The following is a 16,539-nucleotide window of genomic DNA, read 5'->3' as shown; positions in this document are numbered from 1 at the left end:
GACTGTCGGTCCCGCCGGAAATCATCGCTCGGACCGACGCGTGTTCATCTCGGTCCGCTCTCGTCGCTGATCGGAGCAGAGGTTCGATCGTTCATCGATCGGATCGGATCGGATCGGTTCGCGGATCGGATCGGGTCCGGGCGGCCCGGTCCGGGCGGCCCGGGTCGGACTCCGCCTCCGGACCGGTTTCCGGGCTCAGCCGCGCCGGGCGCGCAGGAGGCGGAAGGCCGCGCAGAGGAGGGCGGCCGTCAGGGCCAGGAGGATGCCGGATTCCAGGAGCTGCGTCGGCCAGTAGTGGGAGAGCGGATGGAAGTCGGCGTACCGCGCGGTGACGTTCGTGACGGCCTTGCACGCGCCCACCTCGGGATCCCACGCGAAGCAGGTGTACTCGGGCAGCCGCTCGCCCGTGGTCGTGAGGACCCCCGCGTCCGTCAGGTAGGCGGAGGGCGGCAGCAGTTGAGCGGTGCTGCCGCTGAGGGGCATGGAGGCGGTCTCCACGGCGAGGAACGACCACCGAACGGAACCGAGCGCCAGGAGTACGAGGCCCGTGACCAGCCCGGTGACGGCCATGGCGGCGAGGGTGCGCCGTATCAGCTGCCCCACGAGGGCGCCGACGGCCACGCCGAGCAGGCAGGACGCGACGAGCACCGGGCCCGAGGCCTCGTACGGTCCCTGGTCGTGCCAGTACAGCCAGTACGTGCCGGACACCCTGGCCCAGCCGAGGCGGTAGACCCCGACCAGCGCGGCCGAGCCGAGCACCGTGACCGAGGCGGCCACCAGTACCTTCGAGCCGAGCCAGGCCCTCGGGGTGGTCGACTGGGTCAGGGCGAGCCGCCAGGTGCCGCTCTCCATCTCGCGCGCCAGCATCGGCCCGGCCACGAACGCCCCGACCAGCGGGGGCAGGAACCGCAGGCCGGCGCCCGCGTACTGCACGCACAGCCGCAGCAGGTCGTACCCGTGGTTCGGCCCGGTGACGTACCGGCCGGTGGCGTCCGGGGAGTTGGCCCACAGGCGCAGGACGACCACGGCGACGAGCCCGGCGGTCACGGCGCCGGCCACCGCCCGCAGCACGCGCCGGTGCTGGCGTACCGCGACCCAGGAGGGACCCTTCAGGGCGAGCGTGCTCATGCCCGTACTCCCTGGGCCGTGTGGGAGGCGACGGGGGCGAACACCGGAGCGCCGGGGGAACGCAGGTGGGCGAGCAGGAGTTCCTCCAGGGACGGTTCGGCCGTCTGCCAGGTCCGGGTGTCCACGGGGCCCCGCGGCCGTACGAGCGCGATGAGCTGCCGCCCCGTGATCCGGGTCTCGACGACGGTGTGCGCGGCGAGTCCGCCGGAGGCGGCGGCCGGGCCGGTGAGCAGGCGGTGCGCCGCGACGACCTCCTCGACGGGGCCGAAGACGCGGAGCCGGCCACCGTCGAGGAGGAGCAGGTGGTCGCAGGCGCCCTCCAGCTCGGTGAGGATGTGCGAGGACATCACCACGGACGTGCCGTTCTCGGCGGCGTCGGCCATCAGCACCCCCATGAGCTGGTGCCGGGCGAGCGGGTCCAGATCGGCCATGGGCTCGTCCAGCAGGAGCAGACCGGGGCGTTTGCCGAGGGCCAGGGCCAGCGCGAGGCGGGTGCGCTGGCCGCCGGAGAGCGAGCGGACCCGGGCGTCCGGGTCGAGCGCACCGCCCTCGACGATCCGCCGCGCCGTCTCCGCGTTCCAGCGGCCCGGGTTGAGCTCGTGGCCCATGCGCAGGGTCTCGCCCACGGTGAGCTGCGGGTAGAGGGGCTTGTCCTGCGCCACGTACGCCAGCGTCTCGCGCGACGCGGCGCGGATGACGCCCTCCGTCGGGCGAGCCAGTCCGGCCGCGAGCGTCAGCAGACTGGACTTCCCCGCCCCGTTGGGCCCGACGAGGGCGCAGACCCGGCCCTCGGGCAGCCGTAGGGAGACGTCGCGCAGCGCCCAGGCGCCCCGACGCCCGTGGCGCAGTCCGAGACCCTCCGCCTCGATCACGGTTTCCGTCATGCGTCGCCGTCCCCCTCGAAGTGCTGTTCCAGTACGGATGTGAAGAGTGCCGCGACGTCGTCCCGTTCCATCCCCGCGGTCCGGGCGCGCAGCGCCCAGTCGGCGAGTTCGTCGCGCAGCGGGGAATCGGCGGGCGAGCCGCCCAGGGACCTCCTGATGAAGGTGCCCAGGCCCCGCTTCGCCTCGACGAGCCCTTCGCGCTCCAGTTCGCGGTAGGCCTTGAGGACGGTGTTCGGGTTGATGGCCGTGGCCTCCACGACCTCGCGCGCGGTCGGCAGTTTGTCGCCGGGCTCCAGCAGGCCCAGGCGCAGCGCCTGTTTGGTCTGCTGGACGATCTGGAGGTACGTGGCGATGCCGCTGCGCCGGTCGATCCGGAACTCCAGCACGACCACACCACCCTTTCACTAGGTAAGTAGTGGAAGGGTCGTACACGGTGCGCTCCCTGTCAACTGGGCCCGACGGCAAGGGTGGTGGGCTGTACCGCGCCCTTGACGCCCCGTGTCACTCGATGTCTAGTGGCTGAGCCACTGAGCCACTGAGCCGCTGATTCATTGCTGAGGAGGTTGGCGTGGAAGCGCTGCCGCGCGAGACGGTCGTCGACGCACTGGAGGGCAGGCTGCGTGAGGACATCCTCAACGGCCGCCATAAAAAGGGGAGTTACCTGCCGCCCGAACGCGAGCTTTCGGAGGGGTACGGGGTCACCCGCACCACCCTGAAACACGCCTTCGAGCGCCTGGTCCAGGCCGGACTGCTGGAGACCAGGCACGGCGTCGGCACCCGGGTGCGCGACTACGCGCGCCTCGGCGGCGCCGACCTGCTGCCCGCCCTCATCCGGCACAGCCCCGACTGGTTGAGGGAGGTCTTCGAAGTGCGCCGCGGCATCGGCTCCCTGATCGCCTCGCGCGCCGCTGCGAAGGCGACCGTCGCCCAGGTCGCCGAACTGCGCGAGCTCCTCGCCGCGGTACGGGAGGCCGAGGGCGGTGCGCGGGCCCAGCTCGCCGACATCGAGGTGCACCGCGGACTCGCACGGGCCACCGGGAACCGCGTCTACGTACTCCTCACCAACACCCTCTTCAACGCGTACCTGCCCCTGCGCGGCGCGCTGGTCGCGCCGTTCTCCGACGCGGACGCCGCCTGCGAACGGCTGCGGCCCGTCGTGGAAGCGGTGGCCGCGCACGACGAGCGGGCGGCCCACTCGGCGGCGGACGCCTACCTGGCCGCTACCGAACGGATCATGCTCGACGAGCTCGGGGCCGGCCGGTGAGCGGCCGTGGCACGGTCTTCACGGAATCCATGCTCGGCTCCGTCCGGCTCGCCGACGAGGACGTCGACCGGGCCGTCCGCCTCGACCTGCGGGCCGAAGCCGGCCGCGTGCTCGATCCGCGGAGCACGACACCGGCACGCCTGACCGGCCGGGTCCGGATCGCCGGACGCGCCGACGACGCGGCTTCCGAAGGGGAGATGGAGATCTCGCCACTGGCCCGCCGCCGGATCCGCTACCGGCTCTCGTTCACCCTGGACGGCGGTTCCCAGAGTCGGCAGGTACCAGTGCGGCACCTCCGGATGGGCCTCTTGCAGGGAGTTCTCCACGTCGGCGGCCCGCCGCAGCCCGTCCGTGCCGAAGACGCGCGCGTAGTGCGGCAGGGCCGCCAGCTCCCGCACTGCCGAGGGTTTCCAGCGACCGGGCCCCGACCACAGCGCGGCCGCCAGCAGCTGTCCCTCCGCGGTGGCGGCCACCCGGACGCCGCCGGCCCGCGGCCGCTGCTGCCGCTGGAGCCGCGTGAAGAAGCGGGAGGTCCTGCGCTCCCGGTCGGACGGGTCGGGGAACATCCACGCCGTCACCGGGTCGTCGGTGAAGGCGCGGGCCAGGAGTGCGGCGATGGCGCCGGATTCCGTCGGCCGCGCGCAGCGGATCCCGTATCCGGCGGACAGTGGCGCTGTGCGTGCGTTCATCGGGTCACGGTAGGCAGCGTCGCCGGGCGCCCCGGGCGTCCGCACACGGACACGCGGACAAACACTCGAATAACGCCCTGATACGCCCCCAAGTGTTCCGAGCTGACGTGCCGCTTACGGGTGGTCAGGTGAGAGTGGGGGGTTGCCACACCGTCAGAGGGAAGTACCGATGCCCATCCGAGTCCGCAGAGCCACCACCCGCGGTGTCGCCATCAGTGCCCCTCTGGTGAACGCCGGCCCCCGCGCGGCCACGGCAGCCGGGCCGCTCCTGCGCGAGCGGCCCTCCCCGGAACGGCGATCGGTGACCCGGCTGCGTCTCACCTGCCTGTACGGGGGCGTGTTCATGATGGCCGGGACGGTCCTGCTCGCCGTCGTCTCCCTGTTCGCGGTGCAAGCGGTGAACCGGGGCAGCGAGCCGGTCTTCGACCTGATGTCCGGAACCTCCGTCGTCGTAGGGAACACCGCCTGCCCGCAGCCGGTCTCCGGCCCCGGCGCGGGATCGGTGGACGGCGTACTGGACGCCTGCCTGACACATCAGCGGCACCAGACCCGGGCCTCGATGGTGTCGTCCTCGCTGCTGGCCCTGGCAGCCCTCGCCGTCCTGTCGGCCGTCGCCGGATACGGGATGGCCGGGTACGCGCTGTCTCCCCTGCGGCGGACCACCCGCACGGCGCGACGCGCCTGCGAACAGGAGGACTGGTTCGTCTCCCGCCCCTGAAGCCCGTCCTGAAGCCCGCCCCTGAAGCCCGACCCGAATCGACACGCCGACCGGACGCGCCGATCCGACCCGCGCTAATCCCGTGGCGCGCCCGGCCCACACGGACGAACATGGCACGCATGAGCGATCAGCCCGCACGATGGACCCAGGCGACCGTCTACCCCGACATGTGGGCGAACCCGGACGACGACCCCCGCAACAGCGAGGGAGCCGGCCCGGAGGGCGAACTCGCCACGCTGCAGGGCTACCTGGCCGACTACCGCATGACCCTGCGGATGAAGTGCGAGGGCCTGGACGCGGAGCAGCTCGCCCGACGCTCGGTCCCGCCGTCGACGATGTCGCTGCTCGGCCTGGTCCGGCACCTCGTCGAGGTGGAACGGGACTGGCGCAACTGGATCAGCGACACCGATCCGGTGCCGAAGCGGTACGGCAGGCGTGACGCGGACTTCGACGGAGCCGTCGGCGAGCAGGCCGAGGTCGACGCGGCGTTCGCCGCGCTGGCGCTCGAGCAGGCCGCGACCGATGCCGCGCTGGCCGCACACCCGGATCTGGGCGAGCGTCTGCAGAAGGACGGCATCGCCGTCCGGGAGCTGATGGTGCACCGGATCGAGGAGTACGCCCGTCACTGCGGGCACGCCGACCTGTTGCGCGAGTGCGTGGACGGAAGGGTGGGCCAGTGAACCCGGCCTCCCCGTGGTTCCGCGCTCCGGCGTGCGGGGTGGGCGGGGTCGGCGGGGTGGGTCCGCCGAGCTGAGCGGGCAGCCGGATCCGTCGGCGCGGCCGGCCCCGGAGCGGGCTCACGTACGGCCCTCCGCCCGCGTGTCCGCCCGCGTGTCCGCGGCGCGGTCGCGCTGGCCGGGGAGGCTGTCGGCGAACGCGGAGGCCTGCACGGTGTACGCGGCGCGGAAATCGCCGGTGCCGGTGCCGCCGTCCTCGTCCATCAGCTCGGCGAAGGTGCCGGACTCGGCGACCCGCCCGTCCTTCAGCACGTGGATGACATCGGCATGGCGTACGGAGTGCAGCCGGTGCGTGATCAGCACGATCGTCTGACCGGTCGCGGCGAGGGCCCGGATCTGGTCGAAGACCTTCTGCTCCGCAATCGCGTCGAGGGCGCTCGTCGGCTCGTCGACGACGAGGATCTCGGCTTCCTTGTACTTCGCCCGGCTGATCCCGATCTTCTGCCACTGACCGCCCGAGATCTGGTGCCCGCCCCGGTAGCCGCGCGCCAGCAGCGTGCCGAGCCCCCGGGGCAGCTCCGCGAGGACGCCGTCGGCGCCGGAGTAGGACGCCGCGGCTTCCACCGCCCGGTCGTCGATCGGGAGGGTGGGCCGGCCGATGCCGACGTTGACGCGGAACGTGAACGGCCAGTGGTAGAACGACTGGCTCATCAGGGCGACCCGGGCGAAGATCTGCCCGCGGTCGGCGGCGGCCGCGTCGACGCCGTCCCACCAGATCGTGCCGCCGCCCTCGTCCGGGAGGTACAGGCCGGCCAGGAGCTTGATCAGGGTGGACTTGCCAGAGCCGTTCTCGCCGACGAGGGCGATGACCTTGCCCATGGGGAAGGTCAGGGACACCTCGCGCAGGGTCGGCTCCAGCGGCTTGTCGGTGCTGCCGGGGTAGGTGAACGTGACCTTCTCGAAGCGGACCTCCCTTAGGCGCTCCGGCAGCGCCTCGCCGGTGGCGGGGATGGCCCGGGCCCCGGCCTCGACGCACAGGCGCTCGTAGTCGGCGACGAACAGCGACTCCTGGTGCAGGTCGGTGATCTGCGTGACGAGTCCGTCGAGGCTGGAGACCCCTGTCCGGATCGCGAGGACAGCGGTCCCCGCGACCGCGAAGTCCATCCGCCCGCTCCACAGCAGCAGCCCGAGCGCCCCGTACGTGAGGAGGGTCGCGATCCCGCCGGCGGCGTCGGCCCCGAGGCCGATGCGGGCGGCGTTGCGGGCCAGGCGGGTCTGCTCACGCTCGCTGGTCTGCGCCATGCTCCGGAAGTGGCCGAGCAGGAACGGGCCGACCTCGTGCACGCGGACCTCGGCGGCCGCCTCTTGCTGCGTCAGGAGCTGGCCCAGCAGGTGGCCGGCGCGTGCGTGCTGCACGAAGGTGTGGAACGAGATGTAGCGCTGCTTGGAGATCGTCAGCGAACTCCAGGCGCTCGGCAGGGTCATCAGCACGAGCAGTGGCAAGAGCCCCGGATGGAGCACGGTGAGGACGCCGGCGGCGGCGATCAGGGAGATCGCCGAGTTCAGGGTGCTGGTGCAGTACCGGATCATCCGACGCGCGGAGTCGGCGCCGTAGCGGGCGGCGTCCAGCAGCCGGTGGAACTCGTCGTCCTCGATCGCCGCCAGCTCCACCCGGTGCACCAGCCCGAGGTACCGCTCGGTCGCCACCCGCTGGACCTTCGGCTCCAGCGCACCGGTCGCCGCCGTCGACGCGGACCGCAGCAGCGAGCCGATCAGCGCCGTCACCGCGACGATCACGAGCGCGGGCACCGCGCGGGCCAGCCGCTCGTTGGTCGAGCCGCCGGACAGGATGTGGCCCAGCACGCTGTTGACCGCGACCAGCCCGACGGCCTGGGAGACCCCGCGGCCGAGTTCGGCGCCGATGACCACGCGCAGGGAACGGGCATCGGCGCGGTGCGCGAGCCGCACCCCCATGCCGGCCAACCGCGGCATGCCCTTCGCCATGTCCCACAGGCCGAGCTTCAGCCAGGCGCCTTCGTGGCGCTCCCAGCCGATGTCGTAGGCCAGTTCCCCGCCGAACAGCAGCCGCTCCGAGTCCGACACGTTCGGCGCGTCGGGTTGTTCCGGGCGGTCCTGGTCTTGGTCCTTGTCCTGGCTCATTCCCCCCACCCCGAATCCGGTCGTGACGAGCGGCTGCCGCGGGCGCCGGCGGCGGTCCGCGCGGGGGTGGGTGCGGTGGTGGGGGTGGGGGTGGGATGCACGAGGTCCTCCGGAAGGGGAGTGTGAAGGGCAGAGCGGTGCGGGGCGCGGAGTCGCAACGCCCGTGATGATCAGGAGACTTGGCTTCGGTCGCGTGGAGGGAAGGAAGCGAGTACAGCGCAGAGCGGGAGGCGGAGCAGCCGGATCTGGACGACCTGGTCGAGGGGTGCGGTCCAGGCGCCAGAAGGCGCGCGACGGGGCACGCGGTCCCACCATCGGGGTCAGCGTGGTGCGGAGGTTGGCCGGAAGCGGTGGGTGAGGACGCCCCGTCGCGGAAACCACTTGCGCCGACGGGGGCGGGAACCGAGCTTGCCCGGAGAAGGACGGCTCAGGACTCCGGGAGCAGATCGCGCAGGCCGGAACGGAACGCGGGGCAGTCCAGAAAGGACGCGTGGCGGCAGGTCAGCGCGTGCCCGAGGCGGGCCCGCGCCTGCCGCATCGCCTCGATCCGTTCGTCGATCTCGGCCACCTTGCCCGCCAGGCGCCTGTGGCGTGTGTACCTCGGCAGGCGGCGCGTCGAGTAGCTCCTTCAGCTCGGCGAGGGAGAAACCGGTCGCGCGCGTTGACGATCAGACGCGACCCGGTCCACCGCCTCCGGCCGGTACGTACGGCGCAGCCCGTGCCTGCCCGCCGGGACGAGGAGACCGAGGCGCTCGTAGTAGCGCAGGGCCCACGGTGCGACCCCGTGATCCGGCCCACCTCCGGCCGGGCGGGACGCTGCTCGCCGGCCATCTGATCCTCGGCCCGTCCGCCGAGGTGACGCGTCACCTGACCGATCTCGCCCTGTGGCGCACCCACCCCCTCGGCGAGACCGCCCTGTGCGTCAAGGCGGGGGGCGTCAAGGCGGGGGAGTGAAGGGCTGCCGCCCGTACGTCTCCCACCCGGGTGCGGTGCGCGTCGAGGGCTAGCTGCCCGACCCGCCGGCCGGGCCGCCCGGATATCCTGCCTCGTCCTGACCAGGCCAGGGAGGCCCCGCCATGAGTAGCACCACGCCGTCATTTCCCGAGCGGATCGAGCTCTCGGGGGAGGGCCTCGTCCTGCGGGACTGGACGGAATCGGACCTGGCCGCGATGCCGGAGCTGTTCGACCACCCCGACATCGCGCACTGGACCCCGATCGTCTCGCCCTTCGACGGAGCGGCCGCCGTCGCGCGGCTGGAGCGGGCCCGCCGGCTGCGGGAGGAGGGTACGGCCGTCCTGCTCGCCATCACCGCCGACGGCGGCGCGCCGCTCGGCGAGGTCATGCTGCGGCGCGCCCCCGAGGGTACTGAGCTCGGCTACGCGGTCGGTCCGGCGCACCGAGGCCAGGGGCTGGCGGTGCGGGCGGTGCGGGTCATGGCCGCGTACGCCTTCGGGCGGCTGGACGCGGAGCGGGTGATCCTGGAGCTGGAAGCGGAGAACGCCGCCAGCGTCGCCGTGGCCACCAAGGCGGGCTTCGGACTGCTCGACGTACCGCTGATCACCGGTGAGGAGAAGGGGCGGCCCTACGCCCTCCAGACGTGGGGGCTCAACCGCCCCTGATCGAAGCGGCACCGCTCCTTTTCGGACGCCCGGGGACGGTGTCCCCGCCCACGGTCCCGGCGTCGCCGTAGGCGGGACCGGCGGCGCGCGGCCGGGAGGCCCCGCAGGGACAGGGGGAAATCTCGCCAAAGGCTCCGTTTTCCTCCCGGTGGCACACGCGATCACTAGCGTGGTGGGCGCAAACGGTCCGGTGCCGGGGCGGGCAGACGACGCGGGCGCCGGGCGTCGACGGAAAAGCGAGGGAGTGGGCGTCGATGGCGAATGTGGAAGTTTCCCTGAAGGAAACGATGACCTCGATCGAGGGCGCGCTGGGGGTCGCGCTGGTGGACTACAGCAGCGGCATGGCACTCGGGACGCTCGGCGGCGGGAAGGAGCTCGACCTGTCGGTCGCCGCCGCCGGGAACACCGATGTGATCCGGGCGAAGGTCCGGACCATGGAAATGCTGGGCATGCAGGACGAGATCGAGGATCTGCTCATCACCCTCGGCACCCAGTACCACCTGATCCGGCTGATGAAGGGGCGCGGCAGCAACGGGCTGTTCCTGTACGTGGTCCTCGACAAGGCCAACTCCAACCTGGCCATGGCGCGTCACCAGCTCAAGCGCATCGAAGCGAACCTGGAGGTCTGACCGCCGTGTTCCCGGGCCCACGCATGCCCACCAGTTGAAGAAGTCTTCAACTCGGCACATCCGAATCTGCTCATACGCGGCGCGCGTGGGTCCGTCGGGCGGAAGGCTGGACGACGACGGCCGCGCCGCCGCCCGGCCGTCCCGTCGCTCCTCCCCTTCGACCCCTCAACAGCAGGAGCATGCGTGGGAATGCAGGTCCCCCTGTACCAGGCGAAGGCCGAGTTCTTCCGGATGCTCGGGCACCCCGTCCGCATCCGCGTCCTGGAGCTCCTGCAGAGCGGACCGATGCCCGTACGCGAACTCCTCGCCGAGATCGACATAGAGCCGTCCAACCTCTCCCAGCAACTGGGAGTCCTGCGCCGCTCCGGCATCGTCGTCTCCATCCGCGACGGGTCGACCGTCAGCTACGCCCTGGCGGGAGGTGACGTCGCCGAACTCCTCCGCGCGGCTCGGCGCATCCTCACCGAACTGCTCGTCGGCCAGAGCGAACTCCTTGCGGAACTACGGCAGGTGGGGCCCGAACCCAGCCGTGCGGAAACGGCCGCGGACACCGGACGGCCCTGACGCCAAGACGGCGCGCCGCCCACGCGGCGGAGGCGACACGGCGCAGGCGACGCGGCGCCGGTGGAAGCAACACGGCGCCGACGCAGGCGGATCCGGGACGGCCGGCTCAGAGGTTGTTCCACAGCCTGCGCCAGAAGTTGGCACGCACGTCGCGGAGCCAGTGGCCGGTGTCGCAGTGGAGCTTGCGGACCACGGGGAAGCGCTGCGGTACGGGGCGCCCGCACCACCGGCACGGCCTCGTGCGCCGAGCGGGAGAGCCCGGCGTCCGGACGCGGTTCGTCTCGTTCATGGGCCCAGTGAACCGGCCGCCGACCCGCGTCGCCTCGGTCACCGTACTCAGCCGTCCTGCGCGTCGTACTCAGGCCGTGGCCGAACGGCCCGGGCACACCACGGAACGCGCGGCGAACAGGACGAGGCCCCGGGACGATCGTCCCGGGGCCCGGTGGTCCACTTCGCTGACCACCCCGTTCAACGACCGGACGCGCCTCGTGTCACGGCCGGTCCGCGCCGAGTCTGCGACGGTACCCCGGGCGGGATCGTCGCTCAGGCGGCTCTCGTGGGGTGCGGTCGGGCGGCGTCAGTCGAGACGGGCGGCGAGACGGGAGGCGAGACGGAACCTCAGGTCACCCGCCGCCCGGCGGATCTCCTCGGGCTGACGGTCGTCGTCCAGCATTCCGAGGAGCACCATCAGGGCCCGTGCCTCGTCCGCGCTGATCAGCTTCAGACGAGGCTCCGTCACGCTGTCGAGGAGTACGTCCAGTAGGTCCAGGGTCTCGTCCATAAGGAGAACAACGTTTGGCGCCCGGCGCGCGTTACCCGGCCGGGCGGACGTCCCGTGCGGGCCGACGCGGATGCCGGCGCCCCGGCCCGCACCCGTACCCCCAGGTACGCCGGTCCGCTCGTGCCGGGGTGTGGCGCTCCCGGGCACGGCCTCCGGGGGGCGGCAGCCGCGGGGCGTGAACGGCAACGACCTCGGGGACTTCCTCCGCTCCCACCGCGCCCGACTGCTGCCCGACGACGTGGGGCTGGCCTCCTGTGGTGTCCGCCGGGTGGCGGGGCTGCGCCGGGAGGAGGTCGCCGTGCTGGCCGGGATGAACAGCGACTAATACGCACGCCTGGAACAGGGGCGCGTGCGGTGGCCCTCACCCCAGATCCTCGACGCGATCAGTACCGCGCTGCGGATGCCAAGGAGATCGTCCACCCCGACGCCGGGCGCCTCTCGCTCACGTTCCGGTCCTTCGACGTACGAGGTGCACCCGGCCGGCAGCTCGTGGTCTACCAGGCCGAACCGGGGAGTCCCGGCGCTCAGGGTCTCGCCCTGCTCGGCAGCCTCCACGCCACCCGCCGCCGGGAGACCGCCGCGGAGCGGTAGTGCCGCCCGCGCGCCTCCGCCCGAAGACCGCGGACGGCGTGCGCGCCCGTACCCCGGCCGCGGCCTTGAAGGTGCGGGGTGGGGGGGTGCCGGGACTCACGCCGAGGGTGAGGCCGCTGCTCCACGTCGGCGGCGGATGCTCACCGCCGCCGCCATCGGCAGACCGACCGCGAGCGGCAGGACCACCGTCTCCACCGCCCCGGCGAACATGCCGACCATGGCGAAGGGCAGGCTCGCCAGGAGGACGGCGGGAGCCGTACGCAGCCGGGCGAACGCCCGCCGGCCGACCAGCAGCAGCCCGGCGGCCGTCGGTACGGCGAAGTACAGCACGCTCTGCGGGTGCGGCAGCGGCCACAGCGATGGCGCCAGGGTCAAGGCCGCCGCCCCCGCCAGCGCGACGGGCACCCCGGTCGCCGCCGTGGCCGCCGCTCCGGCTCGCACTGAGGCGACTCTTCGTGGTGCCCCACCTGGCACCACGTGGTGCCACTTGGGGGCCATTCGTGCGTGAAGGGGAGCGTGGGTGCGCGTGACGCCAAGGTGAGCCAAGGTCGTGTTCACACGTTGCCGCAGGTCAGAGGGCTATCTCCGGAATCTGCTCTACAGGACGCGTCGGGAGGCTTGCCGGAGGTGCCATTGTGGTGCCATGATGGCGCCATGGACCTGACCCCGTATGTCGACACCCTCCGCCGTGAACTCGCGGTGGCCGCCGAGGCCGGCGGGGAAGACGCCCGAGAACTGGCCGAGCGGCTCACCGCACCCCTGGAGTCGGCGGCCCGCCTGACCATGCTCAACGTGCTCTCCGACGCGATGAACGAGATCACCCGTGAACTCGCCCCCGGCTCGGTCGACGTGCGGTTGCGCGGGCTCGACCCCGACTTCGTCGTGACGCTGCCACCCGTCGGCGGTGGCCTCGCGGAGCCTGCCGCGTCCGTCGAACCGCCCCTGGCGCAGGCGCAGCCGCCCGCGGACGGCGATGAGGGAGGCACCGCCCGCGTCAACCTGCGCCTGCCGGCGCACCTCAAAGCGCGCGCCGAGGAGGCCGCGAGCCGTGAGGGCCTGTCGGTCAACGCGTGGCTGGTCCGGGCCGTGTCGGCCGCGGTCGACGGCGCGGGCGCACCGCGCACGCCGGAGCGGACCCGCACCATCGGACAGAGCTTCACGGGCTGGGTGCGCTAGGGGGTGTGTCGTCGCACTCGCTCCTGCCGCGGCCCGGCCTCCGGGCGAACGGAACGACTTTGATGACGCCCCCCAGCTGACATCCCGCCCCATTCGCCTCACCCACACCACGTCCCACCAGCGGGGACGCCCCAAGGACTCACGAGGACGGAACAGCCATGCCTTCTTTCGACACTCCCGAACCGATTTCGGCCACCGCCCACGTGGACGCCGGTTCCATCCGGTTCACCGCGAGCGACCGCCCCGACACGGTCGTCGAGGTGCGGCCCCGTGACCCGGAGAAGGAGCAGGACGTACGGTCGGCCGACCAGACCGAAGTCACGTACGCGAGCGGTGTCCTGACCGTGCGGACGCCCAAGCCGCGCTACCTCTTCGGGCGCACCGGCACCGTCGACGTGACGGTCGAACTTCCCACGGGCTCACGCCTCGACATGACCGGCGCCTGGGCCCAGGTGCTCGGCGAGGGGCGGCTCGGCGAGGTCCGGGTGAAGACCTCGTCCGGTGACGTCCGCCTCGATACGACCGGTCCGCTCCGGCTCACCGCCTCCCACGGCTCGATCACCGTCGACCGGATCGAGGGCCCCGCCGAGATCAGCACCAGCTCGGGCAGCCTCCGCATCGGCACCGTCGACGGCTCCGCCGTCCTGAAGAACGCGCACGGCACCACCACCGTCGGCGCCGCGACCGGCGACCTGCGGGTGAACGGCGCCAACGGCGACATCGACATCACGCGCGCCGAGGGCTCGGTCACCGCCACCACCGCCCACGGCACCCTGCGCGTCGCCGAAGTCGCCCGCGGCACCGTCCAGTTGGAGACCTCCTACGGCGCCATCGAGGTCGGCATCCGCGAAGGAACCGCCGCCTGGCTCGACGTCAGCTCCGGCCAGGGGCAGGTCCGCAACACGCTCACCGCCTCCGACAGCCCCGAGAAGTCGGAAGACACCGTCGAGGTCCGGGCCCGGACCCGCTACGGCAACATCGACGTCCGCCGCGCCCGGGTCTGAGCACCCGGCCCGCGCACTCGCCCGTCCCTCGCCCATCCCTCACAGTCCCTTCTCCTTACGAACGGAGGGCTCCGTGCCTTCATCTGTCATGCCCATGCCCATGCCCACTCCCAGGAATGCGGGCGATCCGCAGTCGCCCGCCGCCGTCTCCGCCGTCGGGCTGCGCAAGTCGTACGGCGACAAGACCGTGCTCGACGGCATCGACCTGCACATCCCGGCCGGGTCCGTGTTCGCGCTGCTCGGGCCGAACGGCGCCGGCAAGACCACGGTCGTCAAGATCCTCTCCACGCTCGTCTCCGCAGACGGGGGACAGGCCCGGGTCGCCGGCCACGACATCGCCGCGTCACCGGACGGGGTGCGGGCCGCGATCGGTGTCACCGGTCAGTTCTCCGCCGTCGACGGTCTGATCACCGGCGAGGAGAACATGCTGCTGATGGCGGACCTGCACCACCTGTCGAAGGACGAGGGGCGGCGTACCGCTGCCGAGTTGCTGGAGCGGTTCGACCTGGTCGAGGCGGCGAAGAAGCCGGCCTCCACCTACTCCGGCGGTATGAAGCGCCGCCTGGACATCGCCATGACCCTGGTCGGCGACCCGCGGATCATCTTCCTCGACGAGCCGACCACCGGCCTCGACCCGCGCTCCCGCCACACCATGTGGCAGATCATCCGCGAGCTGGTCACCAGCGGAGTCACCGTCTTCCTCACCACCCAGTACCTGGAGGAGGCGGACGAGCTCGCCGACCGCATCGCCGTGCTCCACGACGGCAGGATCGCCGCCGAGGGCACCGCCGAAGAGCTGAAGCGGCTCGTCCCCGGCGGACACGTACGGCTGCGCTTCGCCGACCCCGTCGCCTACCGGTCCGCCGCCCTCGCCCTCCACGACGCCGTCCGGGACGACGAGGCCCTGGCGCTCCAGATCCCCAGCGACGGCAGCCAGCGCGCGCTGCGCGCCGTTCTTGACCGTCTCGACACCGCCGGCGTCGAGGCCGACGAACTGACCGTCCACACCCCCGACCTCGACGACGTGTTCTTCGCCCTCACCGCCGCCACCGACCAGCGCAAGGAGGACCTCCGATGAGCTCCCTGTCCCTCGCCGTCCGCGACTCGTCCACGATGCTGCGCCGCAACCTCCTGCACGCGCGGCGCTACCCCTCCCTCACCCTGAACCTCCTGCTCACCCCGATCGTCCTGCTGCTGCTCTTCGTCTACGTCTTCGGCGACGTGATGAGCGCGGGCATCGGCGACGGCGGCGCCGACCGCTCCCGGTACATCGCGTACGTCGTCCCGGGCATCGTGCTGATGACCATCGGCGGCACTGTCGTCGGGACCGCGGTGTCCGTCTCCAACGACATGACCGAGGGCATCATCGCCCGCTTCCGCACGATGGCGATCCACCGCGGGTCCGTGCTCATCGGGCACGTCATCGGCAGTGTGCTCCAGTCGATCATGAGCGTGGTCCTCGTCGGCCTCGTCGCCGTGGCCATCGGATTCCGGTCCACGGACGCCACGGCCCTGGAGTGGCTGGCGGCGTTCGGGCTGCTCGCACTCGTCGCCATGGCACTCACCTGGATCGCGGTCGGGATGGGCATGGTCAGCCCGAACGCCGAGGCGGCCAGCAACAACGCGCTGCCGCTGATCGTCCTGCCGCTCATCTCGAGCGCCTTCGTCCCGATCGACGCGATGCCGGGGTGGTTCCAGCCGATCGCCCAGTACCAGCCCTTCACCCCCGCCATCGAAACCCTGCGCGGCCTGCTCCTCGGCAGCGAGATCGGCCACAACGGGTGGCTCGCGGTCGCCTGGTGCCTAGCCCTCTCCGCGCTCGGGTACTTCTGGTCGAGGTCCGTCTTCAACCGCGACCCCAAGTAGGGCCGGGACGAACGGGCGGACCGCCTCCCGCGGCACCCCCGCCCCGCCCGAGGGCGGCGTACACCGACACCGCGTCGGCGCACGCCGCTCTTTCGGCAAGCGGGCCGCGACCGCCGGCCACCTCGCCCCTCGCTCGGCGCCCCTCCCGGGAGGGAGCGGATGGAGGCGGCGACAGCGCGCCGCCGAACAGGCCGGGCTCACGCGGAATCGCCGCCAGGACGGCTGGCCGTGTGTGTCCCAGCTCCGGTGGTACTCCGCCCAGTCCGGCTGTGGTCCTGGCAGCGAGGTCCGGGCGGTACGCAGACCGTCGAGGGTCAGGGTCAGCCTCCGGTGGCCGAGATCAACGTGACGCTGGCGGAGATCAACCACACCCTGCGCCACCTACGGCGACGGACCCGGCCCGGACGCGGTCCGGTGCCGGCCGCACGGTGGCCGAGCCGCTCGGCGTGGTGCTGGTCATCGCCCCCGGGGAGCCATCCCGTACAACTCCTGCTCAACCCGTTGGCCGGAGCACTGGCCGCAGGCAACGCGGCCGTCCTGAAACCGAGCGCGCTCGCACCGGCCACCTCGGCAGTGATCACCCGGCTCGTTCCGAGGTACTTCCCGACAGCGCCGTACGCGTCACGGCCGACCACATCGACCCCGCCCTCATCGAGGCCCGGGCCCGCTTCTACCTCTGCGGGCCGGCAGCGATGACGGACACCCTCACCTAAGCGCTCAAGCAGCGCGACGTCCCGCGCTTCGAGATCTTCAGCGGGAGGTTCCGGTCGGGGGCCGTCACGGAGGTGA

Annotated in this window: 21 protein-coding genes and 2 pseudogenes; 13 read left to right on the top strand and 10 right to left on the bottom strand. The window is 72.3% G+C overall.

Features of this window, described 5'->3' with window-relative positions:
* Window positions 1-195 precede the first annotated feature (195 nt).
* The 3 genes from OTB16_RS35330 to OTB16_RS35320 are packed head-to-tail and all read right to left on the bottom strand — an operon-like array spanning window position 196 to window position 2,398.
* Window positions 196-1,128, bottom strand: coding sequence for an ABC transporter permease subunit (locus OTB16_RS35330; RefSeq protein WP_267726529.1), 933 nt, complete (start codon window positions 1,126-1,128; stop codon window positions 196-198).
* Window positions 1,125-2,012, bottom strand: coding sequence for an ATP-binding cassette domain-containing protein (locus OTB16_RS35325; protein ID WP_267726527.1), 888 nt, complete (start codon window positions 2,010-2,012; stop codon window positions 1,125-1,127). The genes OTB16_RS35330 and OTB16_RS35325 overlap by 4 nt, the downstream gene beginning before the upstream one ends.
* Complete coding sequence (locus tag OTB16_RS35320) at window positions 2,009-2,398, bottom strand: GntR family transcriptional regulator (RefSeq protein ID WP_267726525.1); 390 nt, start codon at window positions 2,396-2,398, stop codon at window positions 2,009-2,011. The genes OTB16_RS35325 and OTB16_RS35320 overlap by 4 nt, the downstream gene beginning before the upstream one ends.
* 182 nt (window positions 2,399-2,580) lie before the next feature.
* On the opposite strand from OTB16_RS35320, the gene OTB16_RS35315 reads away from it, so the two are divergent.
* Window positions 2,581-3,276 (top strand): FadR/GntR family transcriptional regulator, encoded by a 696-nt coding sequence (locus OTB16_RS35315; RefSeq protein WP_267726524.1) that lies wholly within the window; start codon window positions 2,581-2,583, stop codon window positions 3,274-3,276.
* Here the strand turns inward: OTB16_RS35315 and OTB16_RS35310 are convergent.
* Entirely contained in the window at window positions 3,222-3,965 is a 744-nt protein-coding gene (locus OTB16_RS35310; protein WP_267726522.1) for a hypothetical protein, read from the bottom strand. The two genes, OTB16_RS35315 and OTB16_RS35310, sit on opposite strands and share 55 nt — an antisense overlap.
* A gap of 169 nt (window positions 3,966-4,134) precedes the next feature.
* On the opposite strand from OTB16_RS35310, the gene OTB16_RS35305 reads away from it, so the two are divergent.
* Together OTB16_RS35305 and OTB16_RS35300 are read left to right on the top strand one after the other, a co-directional pair.
* Window positions 4,135-4,683 (top strand): hypothetical protein, encoded by a 549-nt coding sequence (locus OTB16_RS35305; RefSeq protein ID WP_267726520.1) that lies wholly within the window; start codon window positions 4,135-4,137, stop codon window positions 4,681-4,683.
* 110 nt (window positions 4,684-4,793) lie between these two features.
* On the top strand, window positions 4,794-5,363 hold the full coding sequence (locus tag OTB16_RS35300) for a mycothiol transferase (protein ID WP_267726518.1): 570 nt from the start codon (window positions 4,794-4,796) through the stop codon (window positions 5,361-5,363).
* A 117-nt stretch (window positions 5,364-5,480) separates the two neighbouring features.
* On the opposite strand, the gene OTB16_RS35295 is transcribed toward OTB16_RS35300, so the two are convergent.
* From OTB16_RS35295 to OTB16_RS39760, 3 genes are all read right to left on the bottom strand, one after another.
* A complete protein-coding gene (locus OTB16_RS35295; protein ID WP_267726516.1) occupies window positions 5,481-7,520 on the bottom strand; it encodes an ABC transporter ATP-binding protein in 2,040 nt (679 codons plus the stop codon).
* Between the two features lie 427 nt (window positions 7,521-7,947).
* Window positions 7,948-8,088 (bottom strand): MerR family transcriptional regulator, encoded by a 141-nt coding sequence (locus OTB16_RS35290; RefSeq protein WP_267726513.1) that lies wholly within the window; start codon window positions 8,086-8,088, stop codon window positions 7,948-7,950.
* 60 nt (window positions 8,089-8,148) lie between these two features.
* The gene (locus OTB16_RS39760; RefSeq protein WP_420717867.1) at window positions 8,149-8,286 is read right to left on the bottom strand and encodes a MerR family transcriptional regulator; all 138 of its coding nucleotides are present in this window, start codon (window positions 8,284-8,286) and stop codon (window positions 8,149-8,151) included.
* A gap of 8 nt (window positions 8,287-8,294) precedes the next feature.
* Between OTB16_RS39760 and OTB16_RS35285 the strand changes: the two genes are divergently transcribed.
* From OTB16_RS35285 to OTB16_RS35270, 4 genes are all read left to right on the top strand, one after another.
* Window positions 8,295-8,474, top strand: coding sequence for a hypothetical protein (locus OTB16_RS35285; RefSeq protein WP_267726511.1), 180 nt, complete (start codon window positions 8,295-8,297; stop codon window positions 8,472-8,474).
* Window positions 8,475-8,596: 122 nt separating this feature from the next.
* The gene (locus OTB16_RS35280; protein ID WP_267726509.1) at window positions 8,597-9,139 is read left to right on the top strand and encodes a GNAT family N-acetyltransferase; all 543 of its coding nucleotides are present in this window, start codon (window positions 8,597-8,599) and stop codon (window positions 9,137-9,139) included.
* A gap of 254 nt (window positions 9,140-9,393) precedes the next feature.
* On the top strand, window positions 9,394-9,768 hold the full coding sequence (locus OTB16_RS35275) for a hypothetical protein (RefSeq protein WP_267726507.1): 375 nt from the start codon (window positions 9,394-9,396) through the stop codon (window positions 9,766-9,768).
* A 189-nt stretch (window positions 9,769-9,957) separates the two neighbouring features.
* Entirely contained in the window at window positions 9,958-10,332 is a 375-nt protein-coding gene (locus OTB16_RS35270) for an ArsR/SmtB family transcription factor (RefSeq protein WP_267726563.1), read from the top strand.
* Window positions 10,333-10,438: 106 nt separating this feature from the next.
* On the opposite strand, the gene OTB16_RS35265 is transcribed toward OTB16_RS35270, so the two are convergent.
* Together OTB16_RS35265 and OTB16_RS35260 are read right to left on the bottom strand one after the other, a co-directional pair.
* Window positions 10,439-10,621: a hypothetical protein gene (locus tag OTB16_RS35265; protein ID WP_267726505.1), complete on the bottom strand. Its 183-nt coding sequence runs from the start codon at window positions 10,619-10,621 to the stop codon at window positions 10,439-10,441.
* A 288-nt stretch (window positions 10,622-10,909) separates the two neighbouring features.
* Window positions 10,910-11,113 carry a hypothetical protein gene (locus tag OTB16_RS35260; RefSeq protein WP_267726503.1) on the bottom strand — a complete coding sequence of 68 codons (204 nt, stop codon included), beginning with the start codon at window positions 11,111-11,113 and terminating at the stop codon, window positions 10,910-10,912.
* 175 nt (window positions 11,114-11,288) lie between these two features.
* Between OTB16_RS35260 and OTB16_RS35255 the strand changes: the two are divergent.
* A pseudogene (locus OTB16_RS35255) lies at window positions 11,289-11,704 on the top strand (helix-turn-helix domain-containing protein).
* Between the two features lie 96 nt (window positions 11,705-11,800).
* Here the strand turns inward: OTB16_RS35255 and OTB16_RS35250 are convergent.
* On the bottom strand, window positions 11,801-12,145 hold the full coding sequence (locus OTB16_RS35250) for a hypothetical protein (RefSeq protein WP_267726501.1): 345 nt from the start codon (window positions 12,143-12,145) through the stop codon (window positions 11,801-11,803).
* A gap of 213 nt (window positions 12,146-12,358) precedes the next feature.
* Between OTB16_RS35250 and OTB16_RS35245 the strand changes: the two genes are divergently transcribed.
* The 5 genes and pseudogenes from OTB16_RS35245 to OTB16_RS39755 form a co-directional block, all read left to right on the top strand.
* Entirely contained in the window at window positions 12,359-12,880 is a 522-nt protein-coding gene (locus tag OTB16_RS35245) for a toxin-antitoxin system HicB family antitoxin (RefSeq protein WP_267726499.1), read from the top strand.
* 158 nt (window positions 12,881-13,038) lie between these two features.
* Window positions 13,039-13,884, top strand: coding sequence for a DUF4097 family beta strand repeat-containing protein (locus OTB16_RS35240; RefSeq protein WP_267726497.1), 846 nt, complete (start codon window positions 13,039-13,041; stop codon window positions 13,882-13,884).
* A 100-nt stretch (window positions 13,885-13,984) separates the two neighbouring features.
* On the top strand, window positions 13,985-14,962 hold the full coding sequence (locus OTB16_RS35235; protein ID WP_267726495.1) for an ATP-binding cassette domain-containing protein: 978 nt from the start codon (window positions 13,985-13,987) through the stop codon (window positions 14,960-14,962).
* Complete coding sequence (locus OTB16_RS35230) at window positions 14,959-15,750, top strand: ABC transporter permease (RefSeq protein ID WP_267726493.1); 792 nt, start codon at window positions 14,959-14,961, stop codon at window positions 15,748-15,750. Before OTB16_RS35235 ends, OTB16_RS35230 begins: the two co-directional genes overlap by 4 nt.
* A 336-nt stretch (window positions 15,751-16,086) precedes the next feature.
* A pseudogene (locus tag OTB16_RS39755) lies at window positions 16,087-16,359 on the top strand (aldehyde dehydrogenase family protein); the annotation flags it as partial.
* Between the last annotated feature and the right edge of the window lie 180 nt (window positions 16,360-16,539).

It is taken from the genome of Streptomyces antarcticus (genome assembly GCF_026627255.1).
GTDB lineage: Bacteria > Actinomycetota > Actinomycetes > Streptomycetales > Streptomycetaceae > Streptomyces > Streptomyces antarcticus.
This window is presented reverse-complemented; position numbering and strand designations above follow the sequence as displayed.

Excerpts from the sequence above, each read along its gene's own strand:
- OTB16_RS35330 (WP_267726529.1), bottom strand. The coding sequence starts at position 1,128 with ATGAGCACGCTCGCCCTGAAGGGTCCCTCCTGGGTCGCGGTACGCCAG.
- OTB16_RS35325 (WP_267726527.1), bottom strand. The coding sequence starts at position 2,012 with ATGACGGAAACCGTGATCGAGGCGGAGGGTCTCGGACTGCGCCACGGG.
- OTB16_RS35310 (WP_267726522.1), bottom strand. The coding sequence starts at position 3,965 with ATGAACGCACGCACAGCGCCACTGTCCGCCGGATACGGGATCCGCTGC.
- OTB16_RS35305 (WP_267726520.1), top strand. The coding sequence starts at position 4,135 with ATGCCCATCCGAGTCCGCAGAGCCACCACCCGCGGTGTCGCCATCAGT.
- OTB16_RS35300 (WP_267726518.1), top strand. The coding sequence starts at position 4,794 with ATGGCACGCATGAGCGATCAGCCCGCACGATGGACCCAGGCGACCGTC.
- OTB16_RS35295 (WP_267726516.1), bottom strand. The coding sequence starts at position 7,520 with ATGAGCCAGGACAAGGACCAAGACCAGGACCGCCCGGAACAACCCGAC.
- OTB16_RS35280 (WP_267726509.1), top strand. The coding sequence starts at position 8,597 with ATGAGTAGCACCACGCCGTCATTTCCCGAGCGGATCGAGCTCTCGGGG.
- OTB16_RS35275 (WP_267726507.1), top strand. The coding sequence starts at position 9,394 with ATGGCGAATGTGGAAGTTTCCCTGAAGGAAACGATGACCTCGATCGAG.
- OTB16_RS35270 (WP_267726563.1), top strand. The coding sequence starts at position 9,958 with ATGCAGGTCCCCCTGTACCAGGCGAAGGCCGAGTTCTTCCGGATGCTC.
- OTB16_RS35265 (WP_267726505.1), bottom strand. The coding sequence starts at position 10,621 with ATGAACGAGACGAACCGCGTCCGGACGCCGGGCTCTCCCGCTCGGCGC.
- OTB16_RS35260 (WP_267726503.1), bottom strand. The coding sequence starts at position 11,113 with ATGGACGAGACCCTGGACCTACTGGACGTACTCCTCGACAGCGTGACG.
- OTB16_RS35245 (WP_267726499.1), top strand. The coding sequence starts at position 12,359 with ATGGACCTGACCCCGTATGTCGACACCCTCCGCCGTGAACTCGCGGTG.
- OTB16_RS35240 (WP_267726497.1), top strand. The coding sequence starts at position 13,039 with ATGCCTTCTTTCGACACTCCCGAACCGATTTCGGCCACCGCCCACGTG.
- OTB16_RS35235 (WP_267726495.1), top strand. The coding sequence starts at position 13,985 with ATGCCCACTCCCAGGAATGCGGGCGATCCGCAGTCGCCCGCCGCCGTC.
- OTB16_RS35230 (WP_267726493.1), top strand. The coding sequence starts at position 14,959 with ATGAGCTCCCTGTCCCTCGCCGTCCGCGACTCGTCCACGATGCTGCGC.